The organism is Novosphingobium sp. KA1 (assembly GCF_017309955.1).
In the GTDB taxonomy this organism is placed as follows: domain Bacteria; phylum Pseudomonadota; class Alphaproteobacteria; order Sphingomonadales; family Sphingomonadaceae; genus Novosphingobium.
On the sequence record NZ_CP021247.1, the window covers coordinates 2,238,639 to 2,254,979 of the forward strand.

Genomic DNA, 16,341 nt, shown 5'->3' on the forward strand with positions numbered 1-16,341 from the left:
GCCAGCCGGCGCGTTCGCCATCGTCAGATCGCGTTTCTCCGCGCGATCCCGGCCAGCACCGCCGCGCTGGGCTTGGGGCTGCGCCTGAAGGTCGTGCGATCCAGCGTGTGCAGGCCGAATTGCGGCTTGTAGCCGAACACCCATTCGAAATTGTCGACCAGCGACCAGTGCATGTAGCCAAGGACCGGCACGCCGTCCTCGATCGCGCGCTTGAGCTCGGCAAGAGCCGCCGGGATCAGCCAGGCGCGCTTGGTGTCGTCGGCGGAATTGATGCCATGTTCGGTCACCATCACCGGCACCCCGCTCACCGCATGGGCGTAGCGCACCGCACCGGCAAGAGAGCCGGGGTAGACTTCCGATCCGGCGTCGTTGGTCACCGCGCCGGCCGGTGCGGGCAGGCGGCCCTTGCTGTTCCAGACGGTGCGCTCGTAATTCTGCACGCCGACGAAGTCGTTGCCGCGCGCTGCCTCCAGCCAGGGCTGGTAAAGCCGCGCGCGCATCTCGTCGCGCAGGCTCCCGGGCCCTGCCGACTGGTCGTCGATCACGGCAAGGCTGACGCCGACCGGCAGGTCCGTGCGCGCGGCCTTGATCGCCGCGCGGCCGAGCCCGTGCCCGGCGAGGAGATGGGCCTGCACCACCTCGGGGTCGGCGACATAGAGCGGATTGCCCGGCAGGAAGCGGGCAACCGCATGGTCGCGCGCGGCGGCTTCCTGCATGGCCTTGTCGGCCTGCAGCAGGCGCGGACCGATGTCACCGGGCAGGACGACGTCGAGCAGGCCGCTGAGATTGGGTTCGTTGAGAGTGGTGGCATGGGAGATCCCGGAGGCCAGATGGCGCGCGGCGCGGTCGCAGTAGCGTGCAAAAAGGGCAGGGGCGTCCGGGTTCGACCAGCCGCCGAGCGCGGCGAACCAGGCCGGCGTGGTGAAGTGGTTGAACGTCACCATCGCATGGAGGCCGCGTTCACGGCAGCCTTCGATCATGGCCTTGTAGTGATCGAGCATGGCCACCGAAAACTGCCCGCTGGCCGGTTCGATCCGCGCCCATTCCAGGCTGAAACGGTAGGTGTTGAGCCCCATTCCCTTCACGAGGTCGAGGTCGACCGGCCACAGCGCGAAACTGTTGGCGGCATCGCCGGAGGGCTGCGCGTAGACCGTGGGCCGGGTCTGCTCCATCGCCCAGACGTCGCTGTTCACGTTGTTGCCCTCGACCTGGTGGGCGGCGGTGGCCGCGCCCCACAGGAACCCTTGCGGGAAACGGGGATCGGCCGGGCGCGGGGGCCGGGCCGGTTCACCGGCAATTGCAAACGCCGGTGAACCGGCAGCGGCGACGGCCGCTGCGGCCAGCATGGTACGACGGTCGATCACGCATTCTCTCCGCTTGGTTGGCCGGCCCGTGTTCGGCCGATCACGATTTATTAGAATTGATAATCTAATTATATTCACGGTTCAAGCCGTGCAGGGCGTTCCCTCCCGCAAATGGACGGCGGTCGTCGCGGCGGCGGGGGCGCGGGCCGGATGGCGCGGTCGGTCGTGCGTGCCGACGTGTCGGCGAAGTCATCGGGCAATGATTTGAAATATCGTCCGGTTTCGGGAAGTGCTGGCAAGGGGTAGCGGGCGCTATCGTCCTAAATTGTCCGGGCGCCGTTTAAGAGTTTGCGAGCCTAGGTACTTTACGGCATGTTTGTGAGGATGAACGGGGAACTCACAGTTTGCGACGCCGTGGAGCAGGATGCGGCGGCCATTGCCAGCATCTTCGCGCACTACGTGCTCGAAAGCACGGCCACATTCGAAACCGAGCCGCCCTGCCTCGAGGAAAGCCGCCGCCGCATCACCGCGACGCTGGAGGCGGGCTATCCCTTCCTGGTCGTGCGCGAGGGGGACGAGGGCCGGGCCGGGGCAGGAGGCGGGCGCGTGCTCGGCTTCGGCTATGCCCATAGGTACGGCCCGCGCGCGGGCTATCGCTTCAGCGTGGAGACGACGATCTATGTCGCCCCGGACAGTTTGGGGCGCGGCATCGGCGGGCGGCTGCTGGGGGCGCTGCTCGACCAGTGCGAGGCGCGCGGTTTCCGGCAGGCCTTTGCGGTGATTGCCGAAAGCGAACCGGCCTCGGTGGTGCTCCACGCCCGCGCCGGTTTCCTGCCGGTCGGCACGCTGACGGCGGCGGGCTGGAAGCACGGCAAGTGGCTCGACGTCTTTGTCATGCAGCGCGCGCTGGGCGAGGGGAACCAGAGCCTGCCCGAGGCGGTCATTCCCTGAACCCCACCCGGTTGGCGAGGATCACCGCCTGGGTGCGGCTGAACACCTGCAGCTTGTGCAGGATCGCCGAGACATGGGCCTTCACCGTCGTCATCGAGACATCCAGTTCATAGGCGATCTGCTTGTTGAGCCGCCCGCCCACCAGCTTGCCCAGCACCACCCGCTGCTGCGGCGTCAGTGCGGCGATGCGGGCGTGGATCGCGCGTTCCTCGTCCCCGGCGGCAAACGGGGTGTCGGCGGCGGCCATTTCCGGTTCGTAGATGCCGCCCGCCAGGACATGGGCAAAGGCATCGAGGAGGGCGCCGCGCGGCAGCGACTTGGGCAGGAATCCCGCCGCACCGGCCGCCAGCGCGGCGAGGACCACCTGCCGGTCGGTCACCCCGGAAACGATCACCACCGGGGTGGCCGGATAGCGTTCGCGCAGGGTCTCCAGCCCCGAGAGCCCCTCGATCCCCGGGATCAGCAGGTCCAGCAGCACCAGATCGGCCTCGCCCGCGGTGGCGAGCAGGTGGAGCGCGGGTTCCAGACCGTCGGCATCGAGGATCTCGCAGGCGGGAAAGGCCTGTTCCAGCACGGTGCGCAAACCGTCGCGCACGAGCGCGTGGTCGTCGACGATGATGACTCGCTCCGGCGCGTAGAGGGCAGGGAGTGGGGCAGTGTCGGGGACGGGATCGCGAGCTGGATCGGGGGTCGCCGGGTTTTCCATGGTCCTCTCCCGGATGCAGGAAGTGCCGGGTCTATGCCGATCGTGGCGGCGCGGCCATCGCGGCTGGATCGGGTCTGGAGCAATCTCCCTGGCTACCGGCGCGAATCGCGCGGTCACCATGGTGTCACATGCGGTCGGCATAGGCTGGGCGGGTGATGTATCCTGCGGTTTCCCCTGATGAACACGACACGCGATCCTGACGAGGGCCTGCCGCCGCTGCGGCTGGTCGTGCTGGCCGGGCGGGGTGCCGGTTCGGGAGGCGCTTCGGGCTCCGCAGGCGCTTCGGCCTTCGCAGGCGCTTCGGGCTTCGCAGGCGGGGACCCGCTGGCCGCCCGCTTTGCCGAAAGCCACCGCTGCCTGATCCCGCTGGCCGGGCGGCCGCTGATCGCCCATGTCCTCCAGACCGCCGCGCAGCACCCGCGCGTGACCAGCCTGGCGATCTGCGTCGAGCGTGAGGCATTCGATCCGATATGGGACGTGCTGACCCGCCTGCCGGGGCGCGGCAGCGTGGCGCTGGTCGAGGCGCAGGCCGATATCGCCGCCAGCGTGCGCGCCGCGACGCAAGGATGGGACGGCGCGGTGCTGGTCACCACCGCCGACCATGCCCTGCTCTCGCCCGGGGCCATCGACGCCATGATCGCCGCGCTGGAAAGCGCCGACGTCGCCTTCTCGCTCGCCCCGCGCGCGGCGGTGGAGGCCGCGCACCCGCGCGCCGGGCGCGGCTTCATCGCGCTCCACGACGGTGACTATGCGGCCTGCGACCTCTACGGCATGGCCTCGCCGCGCTTTGTCGGCGCCGTTCGCATCTTCGGCGGCACCCGCGCGGCCGGACAGGAAGGCGCCCGGATCCGCCGCGCGGTGGGGATGATGGGCATGGTGCTGGTGCGGCTGGGCATGGAGACGCTGGCCGGTGCGCTGGCCCGCGCCTCGCGCCGCCTCGGCATGCGGGTGCGCGCGGTGATCCTCGAGGACGGCACCCAGGCCATCGACGTCGATGACGACCGGACTTACGCCATCGTCCGCGACCTGCTGGAACGGCGCGAGGAGGCCGCCCGGCTGGAAGCGAGCGCCCCCCGGACTGCCGTCGCCTGACCGGCAGCGGATTTTGCAGGCGCAAGGCGTCCAGATTCCTCGGGCAGAAACCTAAGGGCTGCTCCGAAGGGCAGTCAGCGTCGCCGATCCTTGCGGACTGACGGAAGAGCCGTTTTCCGGTTAGCCGTGCAGTACCCCGTTCGGGGTAAGGCTGGAGTATGTCTGATGGGGGTTTGTGAAGCTAGGAACGGCTGAACTCAGCCGTTCCTGCACTTCCTGATCAGCTTTGAAAAAGCTGATGGTGCGGTCGAGAAGACTCGAACTTCCACGGGCTTTCGCCCACAACGACCTCAACGTTGCGCGTCTACCAATTCCGCCACGACCGCTCAATCAACCGGAGCCGTTTTGCAACCGCTCCGTGGTAGGAGGGCGCCTCTATCAAGGAGCCCCGGACCCTGCAAGCGATTCGGGTCTGATTATTTATCAACAGGCACACTTTTTTCGATTTTTCGGCGAGAAATGGCGGAATTCCGCGGTTTTGTCCGCGAAAGAAAATTGCCGGTCGCTGTAGCGAAGTGGTGGCGGGAGGGAGAATCGTCTCCGCACGCCGCGAAAAACCCGCATCCGGCGACGCAGATTTTTGCCGAATGCGCAGCGCCGGACAGAAAAAACGCGTCACCCCGGCTTCGGGATGACGCGTTCCGTTCTCTGGATGGTCGGCAGGAGCCAGGCTCAGGCCTCAGCGGTTGCCGAGATCGCCCTTGCCCACGGTGCCGCTGGCCATGTCGAGCATCTTGTTGAGGCTCTTCTTGGCATCGAGGCGCAGCTGCTCGTCGATCTCGATGCGCGGTTCGAGGTCGCGCAGCGCCACGTAGAGCTTCTCCATGGTGTTGAGCGCCATGTAGGGGCAGATGTTGCAGTTGCAGTTGCCGTCCGCGCCGGGCGCGCCGATGAAGGTCTTGTCCGGCAGGGCCAGCTGCATCTGGTGGATGATGTGCGGCTCGGTGGCGACGATCAGCGTCTGGCCTTCCATCGCCTTGGCATAGTTGAGGATGCCGCTGGTCGAGCCGACATAGTCCGCATGGTCGACGATGTGCGGCGGGCATTCCGGGTGCGCGGCGATCGGCGCATCGGGATGCTGGGCCTTGAGCTTGAGCAGCTCGGTCTCGCTGAAAGCCTCATGCACGATGCACACGCCCGGCCAGAGCAGCATCTCGCGGCCGAACTTGCGGCTGAGATAACCGCCAAGGTGCCGGTCCGGGCCGAAGATGATCTTCTGGTCGGCGGGGATCTGCTGGAGGATCGTCTCGGCGCTGGAGCTGGTGACGATGATGTCGGACAGTGCCTTCACCTCGGTCGAGCAGTTGATGTAGGTGAGTGCGATGTGATCGGGGTGCGCGGCGCGGAACGCGGCGAACTTTTCCGGCGGGCACGAATCCTCAAGGCTGCAGCCCGCTTCCATGTCGGGCAGCACCACGATCTTTTCGGGGCTGAGGATCTTGGCGGTTTCGGCCATGAACTTCACGCCGCAGAAGGCGATCACGTCGGCATCGGTCTCGGCCGCCTTGCGGCTGAGTTCGAGGCTGTCGCCCACGAAATCGGCCAGATCCTGCAATTCGGGGCGCTGGTAATAGTGCGCGAGGATCACCGCGTTGCGCTCCTTGCGCAGCCGTTCGATCTCGGCGCGCAAGTCGAGCCCGGAGAGGTTGGCGGGAATTGCGGTCATGGTGTCCCTCGTTCTGCGTCTGGGGTCTGGCCAGTCCGGTCAGGTGCCGGAATTCGCCGCGCTATCTAGGGATGCTTGCCGCAATGCCCAAGCCAAAACGTGCAAGGCGCCTCGAAAAGCGCCGCTTACGCCGTGAAGCGCGCCGCCAGGGCGATCCACGGGGGCGTGATCGCCAGCAGCTCGACGATGACGTGGGCGAGAATGACCGTGATCGCCGCCGCGGTCGTCGCCGGATGGGTGTGGCCCAGGGTCCGGCGGTCGTGGCGCACGATCAGCCAGACCACGCCGAGCTGGATCACCATCGAAACCCATTCGCCCCAGGGCATGATCAGCGGCATCGGCAGCAGGCGGCCCAGCGCCGGCTCCATCAGCAGGATGGTGGAACCGGCCATCAGCCGCCGGTGCCAGTCGCCCTGCCGCCGCCGGGATACCGCCATGCCCACCAGCAGCGCGAAGAGCAGCGCGTCGACATGGACCAGCGCGAGGAAATAGGCCGGCGTGAAGAAGGGCGGGAACAGGCCGAGCCGCAGCGCCGTCAGGCACAGCGCGCTGGCCAGCACCACGATCGTCGGCACCATGACCGCGCTGGCCCAGCCGAGCCGCCGATGGATGGCGAGGCCGCCGGGGCCGCCTTTCCCGGCCAGCAGCGCCTGCGTGACCAGCAGGCCGAGCCAGGTCAGCATCGCCAGCCCATGCAAGTGCATGACCAGCGGCGCGCGGGCGTAATCGACAAAGCCGCGCAAGGCGAACTGGCCGAAGCAGAAGACGATAAAGAGCGAAAGGCCAATCGCCAGCTTCTGCCAGAACGAAAAGGCGCCGGAACGCGCCCGAGGCAACGTTGCCATGGTATCTCCCCTCATCCCGCCGCTGCGGGTCCCATCTCTCACGATGGGCGGGAAATACTTGAAATCCGGTTCAGGTCATACGTCAATTCGACGAATTACCCATGCGATACGATCGCGGTCCAGCCGTCGTTCTCGCGCTTTACAAGGCATCTTCTTTCCAGATCAAGAAGATGGGCCAGTACAGAGCGTCCGGCGGCGGGCCATAGTCTTTCGTCGACGCCCTTGTACATCAGCGGCACCATTTCGCCGATCGTGTGATTTCCGGCCTCGATCTGCCTGAGGATCTGGCGCTCGCGCTGGCGGCGGTGGCCGATCATGCCGCGCACCAGCTGGCGCGGCTTCTCCACCGCCGGGCCGTGGGCGGGGAAATAGACCGTGTCCTGCGTCCGCTCGTAGAGTTTGGCCAGGCTCTCCAGATAGGCGGTCATGTCGCCGTCGGGCGGGGAGACGACGCTGGTGGACCAGCCCATGACATGATCGCCGGTGAACAGCGCGCCGGTTTCGACAAGCGCGAAGCACAAGTGGTTGGAGGTGTGGCCGGGGGTGGCGACCGCTTCCAGCGTCCAGCCGTGGCCGGAGATCGTCTCGCCGTCGGCAAGCACGCGGTCGGGCGTGTAGTCGGGGTCGAACGCGGCATCGGCGCGCGGGCCGTCATCGCTCAGCGTCAGCGGTGCGCAGCCGATGATCGCGGCGCCGGTGCGCGCCTTCAGCGGCGCGGCGGCGGGCGAATGGTCGCGGTGGGTATGGGTGCAGGCAATGGCGACGACGCGCGCCTCGCCCACGGCGGCCAGGATCGCCTCGATATGTTCCTCGTCCGCCGGGCCGGGATCGATCACGGCGACTTCGTGGCCGTCGCCCACCACATACGTCTGCGTGCCGGTATAGGTGAACGGCGAGGGATTGCGCGCGAGCACGCGGCGGACCAGCGGGGCGATCCGCTCGGTCACGGCATAAGGCTTGTCGGCGAGGTCCGGGGCGTTCATGGCGCCGATATGGTGATTTGCGCTGGTCCTGTCGAGGTCGGGCGATGGAAGAGGTAAACGGATGGCGGCCGAAGCGGACCTGATCCTGGTGATCGATGCCGGGACAACCTCCAACCGGGCGATGGTCTTTGCGGCGGACGGCGCCTTGCGCGCCACCGCGCAGCGGGCGCTGACGCAGCACTATCCGCAGCCCGGCTGGGTGGAGCACGATGCCTCGGAGATCTGGCAGGGCGTGCTTGCCTGCGCGCGCCATGCGGTCTCGCAAGTGGGCGGGGCGGCGCGGATCGCGGCGCTGGGCATCGCCAACCAGCGCGAGACGGTGGTGGCCTGGGACAAGGTGAGCGGCGAACCGCTTGCCCGCGCGCTGGTCTGGCAGGACCGGCGGACCGAGACGATCTGCGCGGCCTTGCGCGATGCCGGGCACGAGGCGGGCGTGCAGGCAAAAACCGGGCTGGTGCTCGATCCCTACTTCTCGGCCAGCAAGATGCGCTGGCTGATGGATCATGTGCCCGAAGTGGGCGCGGCGGCAGAGGCGGGGACGCTGGCGCTGGGCACGGTCGATTCGTGGTTGCTGTTCAAACTCACCGGCGGCGCGCACCGGACCGATGCGGGCAATGCCAGCCGGACCGCGCTCATGGCCCTCGACGGGGCAAGCTGGGATGCGGGGCTCTGCGATCTGTTTGCGGTGCCGCAGCAGGCCTTGCCGCAAGTGTGCGACAGCGCGGGCCGGTTCGGCACGGTGCTGCCCGAACTGCTGGGCGCGGCGATCCCGATCACCGGCGTCGCCGGCGACCAGCAGGCCGCGACGATCGGGCAGGGCTGCCTTGTCCCCGGCGCGACCAAGGCGACCTATGGCACCGGGGCCTTTGTGCTCGCCAACATGGGAGAGGCGGTGCCCGCCTCGCGGCACCGGCTGCTGGCGACGGTGCTGTGCCAGGTTGGCGGCAGGCGGACTTATGCGCTGGAGGGCTCGGTCTTTGTGGCCGGCAGCCTGGTGCAGTGGCTGCGCGACAGCCTCGGCCTGATCGATGCGGCGGGCGAGACCGAAGTGCTGGCCCGCTCGGTGCCGGACAATGGCGGGGTGGTCATCGTTCCGGCGCTGTCGGGGCTGGGGGCGCCGCACTGGCGGGCGGGGGCGCGCGGTGCGATCACCGGGCTGACGTTCGCGACCAGCCGCGCCCACCTGGCCCGCGCGGCGCTGGAGGCGATGGCGATGCAGACGCGCGATCTTGCCGAAGCCTTCGCGGCGGACGGCGCGCGCTGGACCCACCTCAGGATCGACGGCGGCATGAGCGCCAATGACTGGATGGCACAGGACATCGCCGACGTGCTCGGCATCCCGGTGGAGCGCCCCAGCCTTGTCGAGACCACTGCGCTGGGGGCGGCGATGCTGGCGGCGAGCGGGGCGGGCCTTTTCGCGAATCTGGAGGCGGCGGCAGCGGCGATGGCGGGGCAGCGGCGCGGTTTCATGCCCGCCATGGCGCCAGACGCGCGCGATCGGCGGATCGCGGCATGGGAAAAGGCGCTCTGTGCCGCTTCAGGGTAGGTTCGGGGCGTTTCTCGCGGTCAGCCGGCGAGGCGGCGCTCGATCCGCTCGCGCAGCTGCTGGATGGCGCTTGCGGGGCTGTCGCCGGTGAGTTTCCAGCTGCCTTCAAGCCTTAGCAGGCGGTCGTAGAAGCGGCGGGTGGTCTCCACCAGGGCGACGACGGAAGGCTCCAGCAGGGCCAGGTGGCGGGCGTCCGACTGGCGCATGACGGCCGACAGGCGGCCATTGCGCCTGAGCTGCAATTCGCTGATTTCGCCCATGAAATAGGACCGGTGGTGCAGCAGCCAGGCAATCGCGTGCATCATCCGGGTGGTCGTGCGCAGGCCCTCGCTCGACAGGGCGACGCGGGCAAGGTCGCCCTCGATCGGGTGCGGGGCCTGTTGCGGGGCCTGCTGCGGGGCCTGGTAGGGCAGGGCAAAGGTCTGGCGAACGTCGTCGGAAAGCAGCAGGGCCTCGCGGTACAGGGCCTCGACGATGCGCGGATTGATGGGGGAAGGGGTCGACATACTCTGCCCGATATTTCCGAATGCCGGCGCCACTGCAACGGGCCGGCTGGGCCTATTCTAGGCTATTTCCCCCGATGTTCAGGAACGGAACGATCGGTTTTTTTGCGCGCGGTCCGCAACCGCCGGGCGGACCTTGCGTCTATGGCCGCGCCGCAGCGGCCCCGATCACGCCCGATCACGCGATGATGTCGGGGATCAGGTAGTCCTCGATCACCGAAATCTGGTCCTTCAGGCGCAGCTTGCGTTTTTTCAGGCGGGCGATCTGCAACTGGTCGCCGGCCCCGGCGGTATTCAGGGCATCGATCGCGGCATCGAGATCGCGGTGCTCGATCCTGAGTATTTCCAGGCGCTTGCGCATTTCCTCTTCGGTCACGCCGGAATTCCCTAGTCTCGAATGGCCGTTCTGAATGGGTGTCTGGGAACGTCCCGCTCGGCGCAGGCAGCTCGCAGTTCACCGATATGAAGCATTCGCCATCTTCGCAAGATGCCGCGAATGTGGTTCGATCCGTTTTGCGCCGCATCGACACGATGCCGAGTCGCCAGACGTTGTCCGCGGGGGCGTGCTCCAAGGCCGGCCCCAAAGGCAGCAAAAAGAACATTCGGTCGTCGGGTATTTCCGGCCTTCAGCCCATTTGATGGCTGGATTGGGTGCGGCCCACCCCCCGGAGAAGAGGAGAAATGTCCATGGATACTCCACACGTCAGCGCGCTGCAGCTCAAACATGCCGGTCTTGAAAGACAGCTTCATGACGAATTGAGCCGCCCGATGCCTGACGCCGTGATGATCCAGGCCCTCAAGAAGCGAAAGCTTAAGCTCAAGGAGGAAATGTCGCGCCACTGAGCGCAGTCCCCAAGTGTCGGCGGCGGCACCTTCCCTGAGGTGCCGCCGTACGCTTGTGACGGGGCCGCCGGGGCCGCCTCTCCGCGCCAGCGAGGCGCGCTGCCGCCGCTTGCCATCCTTTAATCGGCCCAGCAGGCGGAAATTCTCCGATAACAGCCCATTTCATCGGTTCGGCGCGTTTGCAAAGCGCGCGCTTTGGGTTACGCGGGTCCCATGACCAGCGGAGCCGTCGAAGCAGCCCGGAACATCCTCACCAGCCTCCACGAGGTCATGGCGTCGCGTAATCACGCGCAATCCAAGCTCAACAACGTGGTGGAAGTGATCGGCGAGAGCCTCCATAGCGAGGTCTGCTCGGTCTACCTGCTGCGCGAGGGCATGCTCGAACTCTTCGCCACGCGCGGTCTCGCGCAGGAAGCCGTGCACGTCACCCGCATGGCGGTGGGTGAAGGCCTGGTGGGCTCGATCGCCGACCGGATCGAGACGCTGAACCTCGCCGAAGCGGCGGCGCATCCTGACTTTTCCTATCGGCCCGAAACCGGGGAGGACAAGTTCCACTCGTTCGCCGGCGTGCCGATCGTGCGGCGCGAGCGGGCGGTGGGCGTGCTCTGCGTCCAGCACGTCGAGCCGCGCCGCTACGAGGAAGTCGAGATCGAGGCCCTGCAGACGGTCGCGATGGTGCTGGCCGAGATGATCACCAATGCCGATCTGGTCGACGAGGAGGACGTCAACGCGCCCGGCTCGCTGACGTCGGGGTCGCAGCAGCTGCGCGGGCTGGCGCTGGTCAAGGGGCTCGCCTCGGGCGTGGCGGTCTACCACCAGCCGCGCGTCAACATCGAGCATATCGTCGCCGAGGATACCGAGGCCGAGCGCCAGCGGGTGATCCTTGCCTTCGACAAGATGCGCGAGCAGATCGACCGCATGGCCAGCCAGGCCGAGTTCGGTGTCGGCGGCGAGCATGAGGAAGTGCTCGAGACCTACCGCATGTTCGCCTACGACGAGGGCTGGACGCGGCGGATCAACGAGGCGATCGATTCCGGCCTGACCGCCGAAGCCGCGATCGAGCGGGTGCAGCAGCGCACCCGCATGCGCATGCGCCAGATCGACGATCCGTTGCTGGCGGACCGCATGCACGATCTGGAGGATCTGGCGAACCGGCTGCTGCGCATCGTTTCCGGCCAGCTCGGTACCGCCGCCTCGATGGGCCTCAGGAACGACGCGATCCTGATCGCGCGCAACCTTGGCCCGGCCGAACTGCTCGAATACGACAAGCGCCGCCTCAAGGGCGTGATCCTCGAGGAAGGCTCGCTGACCAGCCACGTCGTCATCGTTGCGCGGGCCATGGGCATTCCGGTGCTCGGCCGCGTGCGCGGGCTGCGCGGGGTGGTGCGCGAGGGGGACCAGCTGCTGCTCGATGCCGATCAGGCCAGCGCGATGGTGCGCCCGCCCGCCGGGGTGACCGAGGCCTTCGAGGCGCGTTTTGCCAAGAGCCGCGAGCGTCAGGCCGCCTATGCGGCGCTGCGCGACGTGCATCCCACCACGCGTGACGGCACCCGCGTGCAGGTCATGATCAATGCCGGCCTGCGCGACGATCTGGCCAACCTGACGATGACCGGCGCCGACGGCATCGGCCTGTTCCGCACCGAGTTCCAGTTCCTCGTCTCCGCCACCTTGCCTTCGCGCGAGCGCCAGACCCGGCTCTACCGCGATGTCATGGATGCGGCGGGCGACCGGCCGGTGAAGTTCCGCACGGTCGACATCGGCGGCGACAAGACCTTGCCCTACTTGCGCCACGACGACGGCGAGGGGGAGGAAAACCCGGCGATGGGCTGGCGCGCGCTGCGGGTCGCGCTCGAGCGCGAGGGGCTGCTCAAGGTCCAGGCGCGGGCGCTGCTGGAAGCGGCGGCGGGGCGCGTGCTGCACGTGATGTTCCCGCTGGTGGCCGAGCCCTGGGAGTTCGATGCCGCCAAGGCGGTGTTCGAGGGCCAGCTGGCCTATCTGCGCAAGCAGAAGAAAGTGCTGCCCGAGGCGATCCATTACGGCGTCATGCTGGAAGTGCCGGCCCTTGCCGAGCAGCTCGACGTGCTGGCGCCGAAGATCTCGTTCCTCTCGATCGGCACCAACGACCTTACCCAGTTCCTCTTCGCGGCGGATCGTTCGAACCCGAAGCTGGCCGAGCGTTACGACTGGATGAGCCCGGCGATCCTGCGCTTCCTGCGCCGCGTGGTGAAAAGCTGCGAGGGTCACAATGTCGACATCGCCGTCTGCGGCGAGATGGGCGGGCGCCGTCTGGAGGCGCTGGCCTTGCTCGGCATCGGCATCCACCGCCTGTCGATCACCCCGGCCTCGGTCGGCCCGATCAAGGACCTGATCGGCAAGGTCGACCTTGCCGAGATCGAGGCGGCGGTGGCGCAGTGGCTGGCCCAGCCGCCGGTCGATCTGCGCGCGGAACTCACGGCCTGGGCCGCCGCGCGCGACATCGCTGTCGATTGATCGGGGGCTAGGCCGCGGTGCCGATTGACACCGCTTCGTCTTGAAGGAATGTTACTCGGCGTGAACGGGGTCGCATCCGCCGCAGAATTCCGGGACAACGGTCTCGTCCCCGATTGACTTTGGGGGCGTGCCCGGTTTGGAAACGATCCGGACCCGGAATTGTCATTTTTAGCGAATTCCCCTCGGGAGCGGAATGGAACACGTCGAGAATCAAGAAGCGATCGAGCAGGCTGGCAAGCAGGCGACGACGACGATAGGTACGGTGCTCGTCCGTGCGCGCGAGGCCGCCGGGCTGACGCGCGCCGATATCGCCGCCCAGACCAAGATCGCCGAGCGTCATCTCGCCGCGATCGAGGAAGACCGGCTCGGTGACCTTGCCGCGCGTACTTATGCGGTCGGCTTCTCGCGTGCCTATGCCCGCACGCTGGGCCTCGACGAGAAGGAAATCGCCGAGATCGTGCGCCGCCAGCTCGAAGCCGAAGGCGGCCGCGAGCAGGTGGTGGTGCCGCATTTCGAACCGGGCGACCCGGCGCGCGTGCCTTCGGCGCGGCTGGCCTGGCTTGCCGGTGCCGGCGCGCTGGTGGTGATCGTGCTGCTGGTGGTGTTCTGGGGCAGCTATCTCTCGCCCGAGGGCAAGCTGCCCGACCTGCTTTCGCCCAAGCCCGCCCCGGCGCCGACCAGGGTGGCCGTGCCGGTGCCCGCCGCACCCCAGGCGCCCGCGCCTGCGACGGGGCCAGTGGTGCTGACCGCGACCCAGGACGGCGTCTGGCTGCGTGTCACCGACGGCAGCGGCAAGCGCCTGGTCGAGACCGAACTCAAGAAGGGTGAAAGCTGGACCGTGCCGCAGGACGCCCAGGCGCCGCAGCTGCGCACCGGCCGACCCGATGCGCTGGCGCTGACGGTGGGCGGCCGGGCGATCCCGGCACTGGCCGACAAGCCGATGACGATGTCGGGCGTGTCGCTGACCCCGGCGGACCTCGACGCGCGTTCTCATCCGCAGGCTGCCGCCAGCGGCGCCCCGAATGCGGCTTCCGGCGCGGCTTCCCCTGCTCCGCAGGCCGCGGCCCCCCGCGTGCCCGCGCGGCGTCCGGCCAGCGGCGCCTCGGTGCCGCTGACCGCGGGCGAGGTTGCCGCGCCTGCGGCCGGGGGCGTGAGCGCCCCGGTGGCGGCGCCTTCGCCGCTTTCCACGACTTCCGACTGAGCCCGCCTCGACAGGGCGGGGATCTTCCGGCACCCCTAGCCGGAGAGGCTTGGTTAATGTGCGGTTCGGCCCCGAAGGTCCAGGACGGCTGCGGCCGGCGCCGCCCGATGGCGCACTCGCAGGCGGGAATGCGCTTGAGAGGCGGGGCTTCAAGGGCCGGGCTTGATGACGTGTCAGCGGGCGCGGCCCGAGACGGAGATGATTAGGCAATGTTTTCTTCACTGGGGTCGCAGCGCGCCGCAAAGGCGCTTTCCCTGATTACCGTTCGCCGGATGCGCCTTGCCGCCACCGGCACTGTCGCGCTGGCGCTGGTCGGCCTGAGCCTGCCCGCACAGGCGCAGGATGCCGGCACCGACGCGCGCCTCAAGAAAGTCGAATCCGAAGTGCGCGCGCTCCAGCGCAAGGTTTTCCCGGGCGGTGACGGCAAGTATTTTGCGCCGGAAATCACCGGCCCCGCCGCCGTGCCGACGCCTGCGCTCGGCCAGCCCGCGACCTCGCCGGTGAGCGACGTGCTGGTGCGCATGGATGCGCTCGAGACGCAGATGCGCAGCCTGACCGCGCAAGTGGAGCAGAACACCAACCGCATCAACCAGCTCGAAGCCAAGCTGGCGGCCAGCGTGCCGCCGCCGATGGACAGCGCCATGGCCGCGCCGAGCGCTTCCTCGTCGAACCTCTCGGCGATGAATGCGCCCGCCACCACTCCGGCCGCCACTCCGGCCTCCGGGCCCGCATCTGGCCAGCCCACGCTGAAGCCCGCGGCGCAAGTGCGTCCGGCCGCGCCCTCCGATTCGCGGATCGATGCGGTCAAGGCGGTGGTCAAGCCGCAGACCGCGGATGCGGCGGATGACGAATATTCCTATGGGTTTCGCCTGTGGGAAGCCAAGTTCTATCCCGAGGCGCAGCAGCAGCTGAAGCTCTACCTCGAGAAGTATCCCCGGCACGCCCGCGTCAGCTGGGGCCGCAACCTGCTCGGCCGCGCCTATCTCGACGACGGCAAGCCGCTGGAAGCCGCCAAGTGGTTCGTCCAGAACTACCAGGCCGACAAGCGCGGCGATCGTGCGCCCGACAGCCTGCTCTACCTCGCGGTGTCGATGAAGCAGATCAAGGACACCAAGCGTGCCTGCATCGTGCTGGCCGAGTTCAGCGAGACTTACGCGAGCGAGGCGGCGGGCCGCCTCAAGGGCCTCTACGATTCCACGCGCAATGGACTCACCTGCTCCTGAGCCCGCATTGATCCCGCAGGCGGAAGCGCTCGGCCGCTTCCGCGCGGGGCTGGCGGCGATCTGGCCGGAAGGCACGCATGATCCCGCGCTGCGGCTTGGCGTCGCGGTGTCGGGCGGGCCGGACAGTCTGGCGCTGCTGCTGCTGGCGAGCGCCGCCTTGCCCGGACGGGTCGAGGCGGCGACCGTCGACCACCGCCTGCGTGCGGAAAGCGCGCGCGAGGCGGCCGACGTCGCGGGCCTGTGCGCGCGCCTCGGCGTGCCCCATGCGGTGCTCGCCGTCACCGTGGCGCCGGGCAACGTCCAGGCCGAGGCGCGGGCGGCGCGGTATGCGGCGATGGCGGCATGGATGGCGGAGCGCGGCATCGCCGCGCTGGCGAGCGCGCACCATGCCGACGACCAGGCCGAGACGCTGCTCATGCGGCTCAACCGGGGCAGCGGGGTCGCCGGGCTGGCGGGCACGCGGAGCCGTGGCAGGGTGCCGGAAACCGCGTTTCCCTTGCTGCGCCCGCTGCTGGACTGGCGCCGCGCGGAACTGGCCGAAGTGGTCGAGGCTGCCGGTGTCGAAGCCGCGCAGGACCCCAGCAACCGCGACGATCGTTACGACCGCGTGCGGATCCGCAAGGCGCTGGCCGGGGCCGAGTGGCTGGACGTTGTCGCCGTGGCGCGCAGTGCCGAACATCTCGCCGATGCGGATGCCGCGCTCGAGTGGATGGCTGCGCTCGAATGGCGTTCCTGCGTGAAGAAGGAACCGATGGGGCTGCGCTACCGCCCGCAGGCACCGCGTGCGGTGGTGCTGCGGGTCCTGGCGCGCTGCGTCACCGAACTCGGCGGCGTGGAACCGCGCGGCAGCGCCGTGGCAAGGCTGCTGGATTCGCTCCAGGAAGGGCGTCCCGCCTCGATCGGCGAACTGGTGGTGCGTCCCAATGCCGGGGGGTGGAGTTTCGCCAGGGCCCCGGTGCGCGCGGCCCGGCGCTGATTTGAGGGGCCG

At 68.4% G+C, this 16,341-nt stretch carries 15 protein-coding genes and 1 tRNA gene; 8 read left to right on the forward strand and 8 right to left on the reverse strand.

Annotated features, from left to right (window positions below; genetic code table 11):
* Positions 1 to 23: 23 nt before the first annotated feature.
* The gene (locus tag CA833_RS10880; protein WP_207078033.1) at positions 24 to 1,364 is read right to left on the reverse strand and encodes a family 1 glycosylhydrolase; all 1,341 of its coding nucleotides are present in this window, start codon (positions 1,362 to 1,364) and stop codon (positions 24 to 26) included.
* A 324-nt stretch (positions 1,365 to 1,688) separates the two neighbouring features.
* Between CA833_RS10880 and CA833_RS10885 the strand changes: the two genes are divergently transcribed.
* Positions 1,689 to 2,255: a GNAT family N-acetyltransferase gene (locus tag CA833_RS10885; RefSeq protein ID WP_207078034.1), complete on the forward strand. Its 567-nt coding sequence runs from the start codon at positions 1,689 to 1,691 to the stop codon at positions 2,253 to 2,255.
* On the opposite strand, the gene CA833_RS10890 is transcribed toward CA833_RS10885, so the two are convergent.
* Complete coding sequence (locus CA833_RS10890) at positions 2,245 to 2,961, reverse strand: response regulator transcription factor (RefSeq protein WP_207078035.1); 717 nt, start codon at positions 2,959 to 2,961, stop codon at positions 2,245 to 2,247. The two genes, CA833_RS10885 and CA833_RS10890, sit on opposite strands and share 11 nt — an antisense overlap.
* Positions 2,962 to 3,138: 177 nt before the next feature.
* Here CA833_RS10890 and CA833_RS10895 point away from each other — a divergent pair, with 177 nt between their 5' ends.
* Positions 3,139 to 4,053 (forward strand): NTP transferase domain-containing protein, encoded by a 915-nt coding sequence (locus CA833_RS10895; RefSeq protein ID WP_207078036.1) that lies wholly within the window; start codon positions 3,139 to 3,141, stop codon positions 4,051 to 4,053.
* Positions 4,054 to 4,292: 239 nt separating this feature from the next.
* Here the strand turns inward: CA833_RS10895 and CA833_RS10900 are convergent.
* The 4 genes from CA833_RS10900 to CA833_RS10915 form a co-directional block, all read right to left on the reverse strand.
* Positions 4,293 to 4,379 (reverse strand) — tRNA-Leu (locus CA833_RS10900).
* 353 nt (positions 4,380 to 4,732) lie between these two features.
* Entirely contained in the window at positions 4,733 to 5,719 is a 987-nt protein-coding gene (gene nadA / locus CA833_RS10905; protein WP_207078037.1) for a quinolinate synthase NadA, read from the reverse strand.
* A 125-nt stretch (positions 5,720 to 5,844) separates the two neighbouring features.
* The gene (locus CA833_RS10910) at positions 5,845 to 6,564 is read right to left on the reverse strand and encodes a hypothetical protein (RefSeq protein ID WP_142635373.1); all 720 of its coding nucleotides are present in this window, start codon (positions 6,562 to 6,564) and stop codon (positions 5,845 to 5,847) included.
* A gap of 95 nt (positions 6,565 to 6,659) precedes the next feature.
* Entirely contained in the window at positions 6,660 to 7,547 is an 888-nt protein-coding gene (locus tag CA833_RS10915) for an MBL fold metallo-hydrolase (RefSeq protein ID WP_207078038.1), read from the reverse strand.
* Positions 7,548 to 7,608: 61 nt separating this feature from the next.
* Here CA833_RS10915 and glpK point away from each other — a divergent pair, with 61 nt between their 5' ends.
* Positions 7,609 to 9,093 carry a glycerol kinase GlpK gene (gene glpK, locus CA833_RS10920; protein WP_207078039.1) on the forward strand — a complete coding sequence of 495 codons (1,485 nt, stop codon included), beginning with the start codon at positions 7,609 to 7,611 and terminating at the stop codon, positions 9,091 to 9,093.
* A 20-nt stretch (positions 9,094 to 9,113) separates the two neighbouring features.
* On the opposite strand, the gene CA833_RS10925 is transcribed toward glpK, so the two are convergent.
* Together CA833_RS10925 and CA833_RS10930 are read right to left on the reverse strand one after the other, a co-directional pair.
* Positions 9,114 to 9,599 carry a DUF1465 family protein gene (locus CA833_RS10925; RefSeq protein WP_207078040.1) on the reverse strand — a complete coding sequence of 162 codons (486 nt, stop codon included), beginning with the start codon at positions 9,597 to 9,599 and terminating at the stop codon, positions 9,114 to 9,116.
* 175 nt (positions 9,600 to 9,774) lie between these two features.
* Entirely contained in the window at positions 9,775 to 9,972 is a 198-nt protein-coding gene (locus CA833_RS10930; protein WP_142635363.1) for a YdcH family protein, read from the reverse strand.
* Positions 9,973 to 10,283: 311 nt separating this feature from the next.
* Between CA833_RS10930 and CA833_RS10935 the strand changes: the two genes are divergently transcribed.
* The 5 genes from CA833_RS10935 (at position 10,284) to tilS (ending at position 16,329) form a co-directional block, all read left to right on the forward strand.
* Positions 10,284 to 10,439 carry a DUF465 domain-containing protein gene (locus tag CA833_RS10935; protein WP_142635361.1) on the forward strand — a complete coding sequence of 52 codons (156 nt, stop codon included), beginning with the start codon at positions 10,284 to 10,286 and terminating at the stop codon, positions 10,437 to 10,439.
* Between the two features lie 213 nt (positions 10,440 to 10,652).
* On the forward strand, positions 10,653 to 12,929 hold the full coding sequence (ptsP, locus tag CA833_RS10940; protein ID WP_142635359.1) for a phosphoenolpyruvate--protein phosphotransferase: 2,277 nt from the start codon (positions 10,653 to 10,655) through the stop codon (positions 12,927 to 12,929).
* A 193-nt stretch (positions 12,930 to 13,122) separates the two neighbouring features.
* A complete protein-coding gene (locus tag CA833_RS10945) occupies positions 13,123 to 14,130 on the forward strand; it encodes a helix-turn-helix domain-containing protein (protein ID WP_207078041.1) in 1,008 nt (335 codons plus the stop codon).
* A gap of 209 nt (positions 14,131 to 14,339) precedes the next feature.
* On the forward strand, positions 14,340 to 15,353 hold the full coding sequence (locus CA833_RS10950; RefSeq protein ID WP_370584500.1) for a tol-pal system YbgF family protein: 1,014 nt from the start codon (positions 14,340 to 14,342) through the stop codon (positions 15,351 to 15,353).
* Positions 15,334 to 16,329 carry a tRNA lysidine(34) synthetase TilS gene (gene tilS, locus CA833_RS10955; RefSeq protein ID WP_207078042.1) on the forward strand — a complete coding sequence of 332 codons (996 nt, stop codon included), beginning with the start codon at positions 15,334 to 15,336 and terminating at the stop codon, positions 16,327 to 16,329. The genes CA833_RS10950 and tilS overlap by 20 nt, the downstream gene beginning before the upstream one ends.
* Positions 16,330 to 16,341: the final 12 nt, after the last annotated feature.